Raw genomic sequence first — 14,877 nt, 5'->3', positions numbered from 1 at the left:
ATTTTGCTGCAGAGGACGCGCCATGACCGAACTGACCTTTACCGACTGGCAGAATAAAGCAGCCACCCTTGATATCCGCTCACAAATGCTGATCGACGGCGACTTCGTCAGTGCGGCCTCCGGAAAGACCTTCGCCTCCATCAGCCCAGTGGATGGCCGACACCTTGCCGATGTGGCCTGCGGTGGCGAAGAAGACGTCAACCGCGCCGTCAAGGTCGCCCGCGCTGCCTTCGAAGACGGGCGCTGGTCAAGGCAGGCCCCGGCAGACTGTAAACTTGTGCTACGCCGCCTCGCCGATCTGATCCGCGCCCATCGCGACGAACTCGCCCTTTTGGAAACTCTCGACATGGGCAAACCGATCTCGGACAGCACCTCAATAGACGTACGTGCCGTGTCGAACTGCTTCGACTGGTACGCAGAGGCCATCGACAAAATTTATGACGAGGTTGCCCCCACCGCCCCAGGCACATTCGCCACGATCACCAAGGAACCGCTGGGCGTGGTAGCGGCTGTCGTGCCCTGGAACTTTCCAATGCTCATGGCCGCCTGGAAGGTCGCACCGGCCTTAGCGACCGGTAACTCGGTCATTCTAAAACCCGCCGAACAATCCTCGCTCTCCGCTATCCGCTTAGCCGAACTGGCGCTTGAAGCAGGCATTCCTCCGGGTGTCTTCAATGTCGTCACCGGCAACGGCCCAGAGGTTGGGCGCGCCTTGGGTCTGCATATGGATGTGGACGGTCTGTTCTTCACCGGTTCGACCCAAGTTGGTAAGTATTTCATGGAATACTCGGCCCAGTCCAACCTCAAACGTTTGGGCCTAGAACTGGGCGGCAAAAGCCCGAATATCATCCTGTCGAGCTATCGCGATGCAGAACATGCCGCGACAACCTCGGCCCATTCGGCCTTCTTCAACCAAGGTGAAATGTGCACCTGCCCAAGCCGCCTTGTCGTCGAACGCGCAATCCATGATCAGGTTGTCGAGACATTGGTTGAGATTGCCAAAACCTATGTCCCCGGCAACCCGCTGGATCCCCAAACCAACATGGGTGCACTGGTGGATGAACGTCACACAGATCGCGTCATGGAATTCGTAGACCACGCGCGCAACGACGGTGCCGATTTGGCCATCGGCGGCAAGCGTGTCAACCGCGAAACTAGCGGTTGCTATATCGAACCGACAATCTTCGATAATGCTACAAACGACATGCATATTGCACAGGAAGAAATCTTCGGTCCCATGCTGACTGTAATCCCAGTTGATACTGTGGACGAGGCGATCAAGGTGGCCAATGACAGCTGCTACGGTTTGGCCTCAGCGGTCTGGACTGACGATCTTGCGACGGCGCATAAAGTGTCCAAGAGCATTCGCGCAGGTCTTGTATACGTTAATTGCTATGATTGCGATGACATGACCACACCGTTCGGCGGCTTCAAGGAATCCGGCATCGGTCGGGACAAGTCGCTCCATGCGCTCGACAAATATACCGAGTTGAAAACGACTTGGATGAATGTAAGCGAAAGATAAATTGCGTTGTGAGTTTCGACTTCTAGAAGGCGAGTTTCTATCTCGTCCTAGGTCGTGTTGACAAAAGGGGTTCACTGCGCCTGCTGATCATGATTCAAGCCGGTATGTGCAATGGAGACCAGCTTGGAACGAAACCTAATGTCGGACGAGGAGTGGGCGTTCTTTGAACGGTTCATCCTTTCGGTCCGTTCCCCGAATGGACGCAGACCGACCAATCACCGTCTTGATTTAGATGGGATATTCTGGATCGCGCGCACCGGATCACCCCTGGCGAAACTTGCCCGAAGAGTTCGGCAAATGGTCCAGCGTTTACCGGTAATTCCGACGTTGGACGCTGGCGGGCCTTTGGGAGGATATTCTTGAGGCATTGAACCAAAGCGGAACTGTCCCAGACGCGCTCCAAATGGTTGATAGCACTGTTATTCGAGCCCGCCATCAGGCGGCGGGTGCAAAAGGGGGACTACGAGACAAGGTTTTGGCCGTTCAAGAGGTGGGTTCACGACCAAGATCCACCTCCGCGTCGACGCCCATGGACTACCAATGAGAACAGACATCACACCGGGGCAAACATCGGACTATCTGGGTTTTGATCTTGTGATGGCGGACAACCTCACCGAACCTCCGGTGCTGCTCGTTGGTCGGGGCTATGATGCTGATCGCATTCGCAAAACCATGAGCGAGCGCGATATTCTCACTCAAATCCCAATGCGCAAGACACGAAAGATGTGGGTCGGTGTGGATCGTGGGCTATATAAGCTGAGAAACATGGTTGAACGGTGCTTCAACAAACTCAAGAATGCCCGCCGTGTCGCCGCGCGATACGACAAAACTGCCGAAAACTACCTTGGCTTCGTCGATATCACATCTATCCGCCTTTGGTTCCGCCATTTGTCAACATGACCTAGGTTTCGGACGAACGTGAAAACTAAAGAAAAGTCCTTCAGCTTGAGGTGTTGGGCCCAAGAATCAGCCTACTTTTCTGTCAGTTAAGGCCTGCCAATTCTGAGGTGAAGTTGTCGCAAGGCTTCGAGAAAACCAATTTCGTATACCGCAGTTGGCACTTGCGCTGATTTTTAGGATAGCAAACAACGAAGTTGAGAATGGGTTTTTCAAAAGGTGGGCCAAGGGGTGGCTGAAAATAGATTCAAAAACGCAATATGTTGATAATTATGCGAATTTTTAAGGGATATGGTGCGGGTGGAGGGACTTGAACCCCCACGCCTTGCGGCGCCAGAACCTAAATCTGGTGCGTCTACCAATTTCGCCACACCCGCAATCCGGTGCCGAAGCACCGTTGTGAGGCGCTGAATAGCAAAGCTTTTGGGCGAGGGCGAGAGGTAAAATTTAACTCATCGCAAGATTATGTTTGGGGCATTGGGAAACAGTCGCTGGATGGGCGTTTTATGGGCCAGATTGGATGCCAGCTTGTTGCATGCTATCGTATTTGCGTTGGAAGCAATCGTTCCTTGGCGTCAATCCACCTCGTATAGCGTGTAAAATCAAATCCACACACTAATTCGTAACTCTTTGGTCGTAATTACGTTTCCAATATGGAAACAAAGTGCAATCTTCTAGTGTATTTTTTACTACTTTAGGTAGATTATACCTGATTTTACCAAGCCGAGCATCGCTTCCGGATATTTCCAAGCGATCGTATTGCGAGACTTTTCTTGACTGCCAAGGCTTTGAGAGGAGTAGAGAGGTCTAAGGGTTAGAGTCCTGATAGATATGGTTATTATATGAATCTACGCATAATTTTAGACACACCTGTTGACCTGCATCTGAAACAAAGTCAGCACATCAAGCATGCTGGATTTCGGGCGGTGAGCCTAATGTCGCTCCCTCATTGGTTGAGGCATTTCTATGGGGCGCGACCACAATTGCGCCACATTTCAAACGCCAAAAAATCTTATTCGCGTCAAAATAACACCGTGGTGATCGTAATTGATTAAGCGCAGGAGTTAATGAGTCTTTTTGCCATCTGGCACCGTACGAGTTTTTGCTCAACTCCAGTACAAGGGTCTCTGTCGTGACCAACCAGATCAAAACCGCTGCCTCCGAGCAAGACGTTGTAGGTCTTGCACGCGAAAGTTTCATTGGCGAGCTGAAAACCCTTAATCGCCAGCATCCTGGCACGGGTTTCGGAATCGCTCTTCGTACCCATTCAGGCAATCGATACCTGCTGGCCAATGCCCGCATGCCGCTGCCTGCACATAAATCCCAGGACTTCCCAACCGGACGCCGCGTGGCGTGTCTGGAAAATGGTGAGGGCTTCAGCTCGATCGAAATCTTGGCTGATTCCCTGGCTTATGAATCAATTTCCCCACGTTCCGAGGCTGCAATCCTCGGTAATGCGCTGGACCTGATCGCACGTATCGACACGCTTGCGAGCCTGCCGGACGGGGCAGGGGACCAGATCGCCGCAACTGGCACCGGAGGCTAAATATGGCGCGCAACGACCATCTTCTGTCTGTAGGAAACGAGGCTCTGTCTGAGATGACAGAGGCAATGTCCTCGTTGACGACACAGATCGATCAATTGACAGAGGTGGCGGATGCGCGCTCCTCGGCGCGGCTGGCGGCGCTGAAAACCAAGATGGAGAATTTCACTGCAAGCGTCACGCTTGTGGGGCAGGTGAAGGCAGGGAAATCTTCGATCGTGAACATTCTGGCGGGTCGGCCGAACCTGCTGCCCTCGGATGTGAACCCGTGGACATCTGTTGTTACCACCCTGAACATCAACACCCGGACTGAGGGCGATACCAGGTCCAAATTTACCTTCTTCGAGCAGGAAGAATGGGACAACCTGATGGTTGGCGGTGGGCGTCTTGGTGAGCTTGCCAATCGTGCCGGTGCGGATGACGAGATGGATGATATCCGTCGCCAGATCGCTGAAATGAAATCGAAATCCGAAGATCGCCTGGGTAAGCACTTTGATCTGATATTGGGTCAAAGCCACCAGTACGACTATTTCGACGATGAGCTGATCCAGCGCTATGTCTGTCTTGGGGATGAAGACGATCCGGACATCAACCCCAAGACCGGTCGCTTCGCCGACGTCACGAAGTCGGCTGAATTGTTCATGGATATCCCGCAATATCCGATCTCGCTGAAGCTGTGCGATACGCCCGGCGTCAATGACACGTTTATGGTGCGCGAGCAGATTACGCTGCGCAGCTTGCGAGGGTCCGAGGTTTGTGTCGTGGTGCTGGCGGCAAGTCAGGCATTGACCACCATGGATATGGCGCTGATGCGGATCATCGCGCAGTTTGAGAATCGCCAGATCATTCTATTCGTAAACCGGATCGATGAACTGTCCGACCCGGTTACCCAGGTGCCCGAGATTCGGGATCGCATTCAGGACACACTGAAGCAGAACAATATCGACGCCAACACCAGCGTTGTTTTCGGCAGTGCGCTGTGGGCCGAGGCCGCGCTGACCGGAAACCCGGACATTCTGACTGAGGAATCGCGCGAGGCGCTGAACACATTCTATCTTGCCGCCGGGTTTGGTGATCAGGCCGCGTCATTGAACAAGATCTGGGCGCTTTCGGGACTGCCTGATCTGTTGCTTGCAATGAATGAACGGATTGCCGAAGGGGCGGGGGGCCGCCTTCTGGATCGCGTCCGCCACCGTGCGCGTAACATTGCCAGCCAGATTCGAGCGACCGCAGTCGCCAAGACGCTATCCAGCACAGACGGCATTGTCCGCGATCTAGATGGTGCATCACCGGAAGATGCTATCGCAACGGTGTCCGACGAATACCAAAAGAAAGTCGCTGAACTTACGGGCAAACTGCGTGACAAGGTGTTGGAACGACTGGCCTCAGCCGAGGCAAACTTTGTCAAACGCGCGACGGATTCGCTGATTTCTCATTTGGAACAGAATGGGGAGCAGGGGACGTGGCAATATGATCCCGCAGGTCTGCGCACTTTGCAGAAAGCGGCCTATTTCAGCTTTGCACGCGCGATGCGGAAGGATGCCGGTGCATTGTATGCCGCCGCCGCTGCGGATGTCGAAGCGCTCTATCATAAGCTGTTGGGCAACCATCTGGGTGAGTTCAATATCGAAGCACCCATCGTACCGCGTGTCCCGCCACCTTTGGGGATTGGCCGCACCATTGCGCTGGATTTGCAAAGCACATGGTGGCGCCGATGGTGGCAAAAACGCAAAGGGTTCGAAGCCTATGCGGCGGACTACACGCGCCTGATAGCGTCAGAGGCGAACTCGATCACCAAGGATATCGAGGAAAACCAGATTGCAGCCGTTTTGGAAAATGTCCGCGCTACCCTGACCGATTTCATGGCTGAGCAGAAAGATACATTGCTCAGTATTTCGCAATCGCCAGACAGGGCTGCGGCACAGGTGGCCGAGCAGAAGCCGCAGAAGTCGCGTGACGATATTCTGGGTGACATCCTGAAAGACCTTAGTAACGAAGCAGCATAAGAAGAGTTATGGTAAAAGAATCACAAACCCGCTTCGTCTCTCCCAAGGCCTGGAACCGCATCGAGCAGTGGTCCCGGCGCAAGCCTGTGTTTGCACTTATGGGTGAGTTCAGCGCAGGCAAATCCACGCTGATGAATTTTCTTTTGCGTAAGCAAGCCTTGCCGACGCAGGTTACAGCGACGCAGCTGCCGCCGATCTGGTTCAGTTGGGGTAATCGACCGGCATATATAAAACGCCACGATGGCAGCACGCAGACGATCGAACTGGATCAGCTTGAACAGGTCGGCGTCAATGACGCGCAATTTGTACGGATTTTTCTTGAGGCCGACATTCTTGAGGCCGTCGACCTGATCGACACGCCCGGTATTTCGGATCCGAAAATCTCGACCGATGTGTGGCAGCGTGCCGTTGGACAGGCCAATGGCGTCCTGTGGTGTACTCATTCGACACAAGCTTGGCGTGAAACTGAGCGCGCCACGTGGGTGTCCCTGCCAGAACGTTTGCAGCATAAATCGCTGTTGTTGGTGACCCGAGCGGACGCGCTGAACCAAAAGGATCGCCAGAAAGTCCTGCGCCGCGTGAACCGCGAAGCCGGGCATCTGTTCAATCGCACAATCCTGTTCTCTGCCCGCGACGCTATTCTGGCCCGTGACAAGACCGGCGATGCCGAGCTTTGGTCACGCAGCGGTGGCGGCAAGATGGTGGACAGCTTCCTTGAGATCACGGAACAGATCATGGACAACCGTGCCGACATGCTGGCGCGTTACCAGATCGACAAATCTCTGCCAGATGCGCAGAAAGTGCAGCCTTTGCGCCCGGCTGGGAAAGAGGAAGAGGCACCGCTCAAGCTTGTTGATCCGGTAGATCAGCCTGTGGATGAAGTGGATGTAGTCACCAGCTTCCCGGTGCGCCCCGTACGGGTGGAACGCCGCTCGGACGAGGCTGAACGTCCCCGCATCGATGCGGGCGAAGCAGAGCGCATGCGGGCCGAAATGGAAGCTGAAGCAGAACCGGCCGAGGAAGATCTGCGCGCCCTCTTCGCTGAAAAAGAAGAGGAACTGCTTGATCTCAACCTATTGGCAAATCCCGTTACCGATGTCGATGAGTTCGACTTCGTCGAAGACGACGATGAACAAGATGACGCCGAGGCAGAGCTGATCGTTCTGGGCCCCGATGCCGACGAACGGGAAACGCAGGAGACGGTGGTAGAGGGCCAAGAAGGCGCAGATGACCAGCAGCGCTCTGAGGATGACATCGCAACCTCAGTGTCTTCGATCACTGCACTGCTTGCTGAACAGGACGAAGCGCAGGACGAAGACTATGAGCCAGAGCCGGAGTCAAATGCACTGACGTCGGTACGCGTTGTTGCCGTGAACGCTGAGCTATCGGATGCGGAAATCGACGAAGCTGAAGAGGCCACTCCGTCCGCGGACAGCGCGATGAACGCTTCGCCAGGCACACAACCCAGCGCGTTTGCGATGTGGAATGAAATTGTCGCGAGCGAGACACTGCCGGATGATGCAAAAGGCCTGCAAAGCGCCTTTGCCGCCTTCCTGACCGAGTTCGATCAGATCGCCCGCGAACACAGCGCGCGCAAGGACAAAGAGGTGTTGCGCGCTGTTCCCAAACACACCGACAGTGGCGGAGCGGAATGGCATGCGGTTTGATCCGAACCTGATTTCAAGACACGAAGGCAGGTGACGATATGTCGATTGAGCTTGCTTTGAGTTCGGCCATCGAGACGATACCCGACTGCGTTGCAGCCGGGTATGTCGATATGGAAACCGGGATGTTGTTGGGGACCAGCGCCGAAGATTCTGACAGCGCAGATGCACTGGATCATTTGGCACTTGCGGTGGCGAACCTGTTCCAAGGGCGGGGCGTCAAAGGGTTCGAGGAGCTGTTGCGGACAGCTCAGATTGACGACGTTGAGCATCCGGGATTTGGGGAAATCGCGGTGTTTTCTGAAGATCGTCTGCACATCTTTCTCAGGACGCAGAAATATCCTGATCATGTGGTGTGCTACATCTGTCGCAACAATACGAACGTGGGACTTGCACTTACGAAATCACATCTCAGCCTCGGGCCGGTAGCGGCGGCGGTTTAGACGGGACCAGAGGGGGTCACGGTATGATGGATAGCGAAATTCTGGAACTGCTCGAAGACATCGGGCGTTCGTCGGTGGCTCGTTTGTCGCCGGTGACCTTTCTTGCGGGTGACAATGCCAAGTCTCGCAGGCAGCAGGTTCTGGGCACAATCAGACGTACGATCCTGCCTCGGCGGATCGAATTTACTGCTGCGGATGGCGCGGTATTGGCCATCGAGGTCAACAGCTCGCGGATCACCGAAGTTTTCACCTGCGCCTCGGGGCCTGTGCCGGATTTCGGAACCGAAACTCGTGAAGATCTGACGGAACGACTGGCCCAGTTGGTGACGGACATATCGACGGCCACTGGCCCGCTGGAGATGGTGTCGCTGCGCCCTGATACCGCGCTTGAGGCGGACGATGTCGGTATCACCTTCTCTGAGATTGAAGCCGCCTGCGATAAAATCGACATCTCTGATGAGCCTCGCATGTCAGTCGTGCCTGACCCCGAGCCCGATACCGATCAGCAGCCTGAATCCGACATAGCGATGCAGTTTTACACGGGATCTGAGCGGTTTGCTCTTGGGCGAGTCCTGATCGGAGATGCTGAGGAGCACTCTTTCGATGGCATCTGCGCGCCGGATCAACCTGCACATCCCGGAACCGATCTGCTATCCCGCTTCGCGCGTGATCTTGCCGGATGGAATGCAGATGGATCTGATGTCCTGTCACAACCGCAACTGATCGTCATGCGCCCGTCAGGCGGTCAGGGTGCAGGTCTTGCTGTACTAAGCGACGGTCAACAGACCGCCGCTGCCGTCCATGATGCCCGCAAGTTGGGGGCCGTTGTAAACCTTTGGAAGTCCTTGAAAACCGCCGTCGAATGACCGCGTTCCTGCCAAATAGTGTCCATTTTGCAAAACTAAATCTAAAATACGAGTTACCAGGGTAAATCTAATGAGTGAACTGAATCGTCGCGAACTTATTCGCATAGCCGAAGACATGAATGAGGTGAGCAATGACGAGACCCGTCAATTCATCTCGCGGATCATCGACGATCTGTCGAACCTGAAGCCGTCGATTGCCTTTGTCGGTCAGATCAAGGCAGGAAAGTCGCGCCTGATCAACGGCTTCACCGGTCAGGCCGAATATCTGCCTTCGGATGTGAACCCCTGGACCACCGTGATCACCGACATGCATTTCGGCCATCCCTCGGGTCGGATCTCGGGCGCCGAGTTCCATTTCTTTGACAACCGCCAATGGCAGGCTCTGATTGCCGAAGGCGAAGAGCTGCGCAACATGTTCCCGGATGAAGAGGACAGCTATAAGCGCGAGATGATCGAAGAGCAGGTCGAAGCGATGAAAACCCGCGCTAAGCTGCGTTTGGGCGAAAGCTATAAGCACCTGCTGGGCGAGCATCACGATCTGGACGAGCTGACCTCGGATGATCTTGCTCGCTATGTGTGCGCGGGGGATGATCCAACCGAAGAAGGTGGCCACGACCCGGGCTCGGACCGGGGTCTGTACAGCGATATCACCCGTAAGGCCGAGGTCTATTTCGACATTGGCCATTTCCCGTATCCGGTCACCGTGACCGACACGCCGGGCGTTAATGATCCCTTGCTGATCCGTGAAGAGATTTCGCGCCAGTATCTCAAGGAATCTGATTTCTTCGTGGTCGTCCTGTCCGCGCATCAGGCCCTTTCGCGGGCAGATCTGAAACTGTTCCGCCTGATGCAGGCGTTGGAATTGGGTCAGATCGTGGTGTTTATCAACCGTGTGGATGAACTGGGCGGTGGTGCCGACGATGCCTCGAAAGTTCGCGCCGACGTGATGGACGGGCTGGAACAGGCACTTGGAAACTCGGATATCGATGTGCTGATGGGCAGTGCCCAGTGGGCACATTACGCGCTGACCGGGGATGAGACCGGCATTGATCACGATGAGATTCTGGCTTGGCTGCGAGCGCATCCAGAGCAGATGAAGCAATATCTGTCGGGTGTGGAAGAGATCAAGCAAGGCCCCGGCCCTATCAGCCGCGAGGGCGTATTGCGTTTTGCAGCCATGATCGCCTCGGGGCTGCCCGACTTGCGCCGGCATGTCACTAAGGCGCTGACCGAAGGGCCTCGCCAGGAACAAATGCACATGGCGTGGCAGCACTTGAACAGTTTTGCGCAGGGCGAGCTGGAGCGCAGCACCGCCCATCTGCGCGCGATCGAGGCGCAGGACGAACCGGATACCGCAGATGCGGATGAAAACAATCAGACGCTGGCCGAACTGCGCGCGATGGTTGCCGAAAAGACCGAGGCGATCACCAATGACATGGATAACGTGTTGGCCAATCTGCGAGGCGTGATGGATGACACTGTGGCCGAGGCGGTCTCGATTGTCGTTCGCGGTCCCGACGGGCAATCGCCTCTGCTGGCCAAGGATGGCGAGACCGAGCTGAACTTTACCCCTCTGCGCGAACGGATGCGGGAGCTGGTGCAGGGTGCAACGCAGGTCGTGCGCCAGCGGATGCTGAGCGAGCTTTATGCTGTCGACATGCAAAGCAACGCGGCCTTGCGTGCCCTGCCCGGTTGGCAGGAACCAGTGGATAATCGTATGAACACAAGCGCTGTCCGGTGGTTCCGCCCGGATACCAGCGCCCTGACCCGGGGTATTACGGTAGAGCTACGTGTCACGTGGCTGTCCCGCCTGATCTCGCGCCGTAGTGTTCTGAACCGGGCCGAGCGGATGATTGTGCAGGAATTTGAGATGATCGGCGACGATCTTGTGGACACCGCCCGTAGCGATCTGACAGAACGGTTGCAAACTGTTCTGGATCACTATCTGGCGCTGCTGGCCGGACATCTGGAACACCGGAGCGGCAGCGGCACAAATGCGCGCGCCGAAGCGCAACGAGCCGTCGATCAGGCGCGCCGCATTACGGATGAGCTGGGATCGGTGCATGGAACCGCACCCGTAGACACACGACAGGCAGAGGCTGCAGAATGATTGAATTCCCCGGAACCGAGCAGGAAGTGCGCCAGTTGGAGCGCTTTTTGACCGTCACCGAAAAGCAGCCTACCTCGTCTGAGCTGGACGAGATGCGTGCTCGCGCTCTGGCCCATGCCGAGCGGCTGTCGAATGCGGTGTCGATCGGGTTTGCCGGGGAGTTTGGCGCAGGGAAGTCCAGCCTCGCCAATATGCTGGCCGGTGCGGACATCCTGCCGACGGGGCCGCAGCATCTGAAACTGCCTTTGGTCATAGTGGCCTATGCAGAGGTCCCGGAAACCACTGTCGGATGGTGGGACAAGGAGCCCAAAATCTATTCAGGGATCGCTTTGGAAAAAGCTGCGGCCGACAATCCGGACTTCATTTCGGTTGGGTTGAACACCCCTGCCCTGCAGGAAATCTCATTGTTTGATCTGCCCGGTGCGGGTGCATTGGACGACACCTATAAGCCAACCTTGGATCTTTTAAGATATGTGGATTGCGCGATCTGGTGCACCAACGGTACGAATGCGTGGCGCGAAACCGAGCGTCACTTGTGGTCGAAGGTTCCACAAAAATTGCGCGATAACAGCCTGTTGGCAATTACACACGCCGATCTCCCCCCCGTTCGCGATGCATTGGACCGGGTCGTTGGGCGCTTAAACAAGGAAAAAGACGGTCTGTTTCGTGCAGTTGTGCCGATTGGAACTCCTGTGGCCGTGCGCGCGATGGAGCGCGAGCCCGAGCCTGATTTTGAACTTTGGGAATCCTGCGGCGGACAAAATCTGGCCGAGCAGGTGCTTCAAATCGCTTTGGATCATCGTCAGCATGATCTGGACGCGGCGCGCAAGGATTTGGCGCAGGAATTCCTGCCTTATCTGGATCAGTTGAAAAGTGAGGATCCCGAGACCCTCAGCACGGAAAGCCACGCGGTTCACACCAGCCTGGAATCCGCCCTACCCCCTTTGGATAACCCCATTCTCGAGGACTGGCTGGCTGCGATTGCGAGCATCTATGACGATCTGCGCGAAAGTTCTGAAATCGAACCTGCAGCCTTCCTTCAAAGCTGTCAGGAGATCGTCGAGGATTTTGCAGAACGGTTGGAGTCCGGTCAGGAAATCGACCCAGAGGCCGACTGGATTCCAGCAGAGTTCGAAAAGGCAACGGATTTGCTTCTACTACTGCAATTCGAGAGCGGCGATGCACCTCTGAAGGACGCAATCAGCATCCTCGCACAGCTCAGCGACAACCTCGCCTGGGCTGGAAGCACGGTTGCGTCTGCGCCACCCAGAACCGGCACCTAAGAATTTCCCGCTAAAATTGAGCCGCAATGCGGCGATTCGAGGCTGCAAGAATCAATCCGTTATTGTTTCGAATTCGTAGACCAAACAGCGAATTCTGGAAGATAGACTTCAGATTTTTCCACCGTATATTACAATATATAGTATTCACTAACGATATAGACACAAAATAAGCTGTTTACAAAATTTTGATCCTTAGTGAAGCCATCAGGCGGCCCCAATAAAGTCAAATTTGAAACGTCTAACCGTCTCAAGTGTCCTGCGGTTGTGTTTGGTTGTGAGTTCGCGGGCTAAAGCCCTGGTTATCCATACCGCAACAATGAGTAATATGGGCGGGAAGATATGAGCCACAACCAGGCTGTCGGCGCAACGCACGACGAACCTCAGATCGAAGGATTGCAACCGGGCGCAAAGCTGCTGCGGGGTCAGTATGAAATCCTCCGTTTCCTCAGCAACGGTGGGTTTGGAATTACCTATCTTGCACGCGATAGCCTAGACCGGGATGTAGTCATCAAGGAATGCTATCCGGGTGCGCTCTGCCAACGGAATGGTGACTTAGTTGAGCCCGCCAATCCCGATCACAAGGACGACTTGCGTGCTATCATCGACCTGTTCATTCAGGAAGCCCGCAATCATGCCCGGCTGGTCCATCCCAACATCGTTGATGTGCACCAGGTATTTGAGGACAACAACACCGCCTATATCGCGATGGACCTGATCCGGGGTTGCGATCTGCTGGACTATGTCGAGAACCCTGAAAACAAAAGCGGCCCTGACTTCATCGTCCAGGTCACTGAAAAGATGCTGTCGGCGGTCTCGTTCATCCATCAAAGTGGCATGCTGCATCGCGATATCTCGCCGGACAATATCCTGATCGATGAAAACGGCGAACCGATCCTGATCGACTTTGGTGCGGCGCGCGAACAGGCGGCCAACAAATCGGCGGCATTGCTGACCCTGCGGGTGATCAAGGATGGATATTCGCCGCATGAATTCTATGTGCGCGGCGCGGAACAGGGTCCAAGCAGCGACCTTTATGTGTTGGCTGCCACGCTCTATCACGCAATCAGCGGTGAGCGCCCGATTGATGGCCAGACCCGCCTGAACGCCTTCAATAACGGGCAAGACGATCCCTATGAACCTCTGGCCGGGCGTTTCAAAGGTTATCCTGATGGGTTCCTCGAAGCGATCGACAAAGCGATGGAAGTCCACACCACTGATCGCCTGCAATCCGCTCTGGATTGGTTGCGGATGTTCCGAGGTCCGGGCGTCATGTTCGATACTTTTGCCTATCGGCCGGTCTCGGTCATTGTGGGTATGGATCGTCTGGATGAGCAGGCAGAAAAGGAACGCATTAAGGCCGAAAGCGAAAACGCCGAAGCCGTTGTGACCGCTCTGCTGGCTGGAAACGCGGATCTGACACTTGGCAACGAAGAGAAGTCCGAAGACGAGCTGGCACAGTTTTCGCCGCAGGAGCAGAACGTCGCCGCCGTTGATACCGTGGTCAAAAGCGGTTCGGGTGGCAGCGGCAAGATGATTGCAGGGGTTGCGGTCGTTGTCGCGGCTCTTGCCGCCGGAGGATATTTCGTGATGTCGGGCAATCAATCGACGCCCGAGGCAACCCCAGCAACAGCGCAGGCACCGGCCACTCTGGCGCCTGTTGATGCTGAACCGGAACCGGTCGAGCAGACCGCCGAAGCCACGACAGAGCCGCAACAGGCCGAACCCGCTTTGGCATCGGAACCACAACCTACGCCAGAACAACCTGTCGAGCAGACACAGGCCGCGTTGGAGGATCCGGTTGTTACTGAGGTTCCAACTGAGGAAACGCCTCCAATTGCTACTGAGGAAGTGGCGCCTGACGCGGCGGCGGCCGAACCTGCCAAGGTTGCAGAGGCTCCGACCACTGCGGTGAATCTGGTGCAGGATCAGATTGCATTCGGGCATTGGGACGTCGAAGTTCCGTTCTCAATGTCTAAACGCCGCAGTTCCACCGGCAACGTCATTGCAATCAATGGCGTGGACGAGGGTCAGGATATGTCGGTGATCGGTGATTGGGTGCAGCGTGGTGCTACGATCTTTACGCTGAACGGTGAGCCTGTTCGGGCAGATGCCTCGCTCGCGGGACAGATTCTGGACAATTTCTCGGTCGATCCCGACGGCTATATTCGTGTCGCCGCGCGTTATCGCCCGCTGGGTCAGACCCGGGCGCAAAACGGGTTACTGGCTTTGCCCGCTTACCGGATGTTTGGCTTGCAAAATGGGTACGCATTCGATGTTCGGCATGCGGGGGACGCCGGTTGGCAAACCGTTGTAGCCGCTGTCCCGGCCGAAGCAGCTGGTGAATTGCAGGCTGGTGACATTCTGCTGCGTGAGGCTCAGACCGGCGTCGCGATCGACGGCCCCGAAAGTCTGGATGCCGTTCTTGCCCAGCTTGTGTCTGAAAACCAACCCGATGCGCGCCTGAGTGTTCTGCGCAACGGCGGCGAAAGCTCGGCGGTCATGCCGCTGGCACAGGAGTAATTCAAACCGGTTCATTGTGA

10 protein-coding genes, 1 tRNA gene and 1 pseudogene are annotated in these 14,877 nt (G+C 55.7%); 11 read left to right on the top strand and 1 reads right to left on the bottom strand.

Translation table 11 applies throughout. The features are described from left to right. The first annotated feature begins 22 nt into the window (after positions 1–22). From ACR0NF_RS13000 to ACR0NF_RS12990, 3 genes and pseudogenes are all read left to right on the top strand, one after another. Positions 23–1,525 (top strand): aldehyde dehydrogenase, encoded by a 1,503-nt coding sequence (locus tag ACR0NF_RS13000; protein ID WP_480778375.1) that lies wholly within the window; start codon positions 23–25, stop codon positions 1,523–1,525. A 111-nt stretch (positions 1,526–1,636) separates the two neighbouring features. Then, positions 1,637–1,888 carry a transposase gene (locus tag ACR0NF_RS12995; protein WP_480472773.1) on the top strand — a complete coding sequence of 84 codons (252 nt, stop codon included), beginning with the start codon at positions 1,637–1,639 and terminating at the stop codon, positions 1,886–1,888. A gap of 93 nt (positions 1,889–1,981) precedes the next feature. Then, positions 1,982–2,425, top strand: a pseudogene (locus ACR0NF_RS12990) (IS5 family transposase); the annotation flags it as partial. A 289-nt stretch (positions 2,426–2,714) separates the two neighbouring features. On the opposite strand, the gene ACR0NF_RS12985 reads toward ACR0NF_RS12990, so the two are convergent. Continuing rightward, positions 2,715–2,799, bottom strand: a tRNA-Leu gene (locus tag ACR0NF_RS12985). Between the two features lie 755 nt (positions 2,800–3,554). On the opposite strand from ACR0NF_RS12985, the gene ACR0NF_RS12980 reads away from it, so the two are divergent. The 8 genes from ACR0NF_RS12980 to ACR0NF_RS12945 all read left to right on the top strand — a co-directional run bounded on the left by ACR0NF_RS12980 (position 3,555) and on the right by ACR0NF_RS12945 (position 14,857). Continuing rightward, entirely contained in the window at positions 3,555–3,968 is a 414-nt protein-coding gene (locus ACR0NF_RS12980) for a hypothetical protein (protein ID WP_480472771.1), read from the top strand. Between the two features lie 2 nt (positions 3,969–3,970). Further along, positions 3,971–5,971, top strand: coding sequence for a dynamin family protein (locus ACR0NF_RS12975; protein ID WP_480472769.1), 2,001 nt, complete (start codon positions 3,971–3,973; stop codon positions 5,969–5,971). 8 nt (positions 5,972–5,979) lie between these two features. Then, a complete protein-coding gene (locus ACR0NF_RS12970; RefSeq protein ID WP_480472767.1) occupies positions 5,980–7,638 on the top strand; it encodes a dynamin family protein in 1,659 nt (552 codons plus the stop codon). A gap of 38 nt (positions 7,639–7,676) precedes the next feature. Continuing rightward, positions 7,677–8,078, top strand: a complete 402-nt coding sequence (locus ACR0NF_RS12965; RefSeq protein WP_480472765.1) for a hypothetical protein — start codon at positions 7,677–7,679, stop codon at positions 8,076–8,078. A gap of 23 nt (positions 8,079–8,101) precedes the next feature. Further along, positions 8,102–8,944 (top strand): hypothetical protein, encoded by an 843-nt coding sequence (locus tag ACR0NF_RS12960; RefSeq protein ID WP_480472763.1) that lies wholly within the window; start codon positions 8,102–8,104, stop codon positions 8,942–8,944. Between the two features lie 70 nt (positions 8,945–9,014). After that, a complete protein-coding gene (locus ACR0NF_RS12955; RefSeq protein ID WP_480778374.1) occupies positions 9,015–11,054 on the top strand; it encodes a dynamin family protein in 2,040 nt (679 codons plus the stop codon). Next, on the top strand, positions 11,051–12,337 hold the full coding sequence (locus ACR0NF_RS12950; protein ID WP_480778373.1) for a dynamin family protein: 1,287 nt from the start codon (positions 11,051–11,053) through the stop codon (positions 12,335–12,337). Before ACR0NF_RS12955 ends, ACR0NF_RS12950 begins: the two co-directional genes overlap by 4 nt. Positions 12,338–12,676: 339 nt before the next feature. Continuing rightward, positions 12,677–14,857, top strand: a complete 2,181-nt coding sequence (locus ACR0NF_RS12945) for a serine/threonine-protein kinase (protein ID WP_480472757.1) — start codon at positions 12,677–12,679, stop codon at positions 14,855–14,857. Positions 14,858–14,877: the final 20 nt, after the last annotated feature.

It is taken from the genome of Ruegeria sp. CF4, from assembly GCF_056537345.1.
The sequence above is the reverse complement of the archived record's forward strand: the minus strand, read 5'-3'. Positions and strand labels throughout refer to the sequence as shown.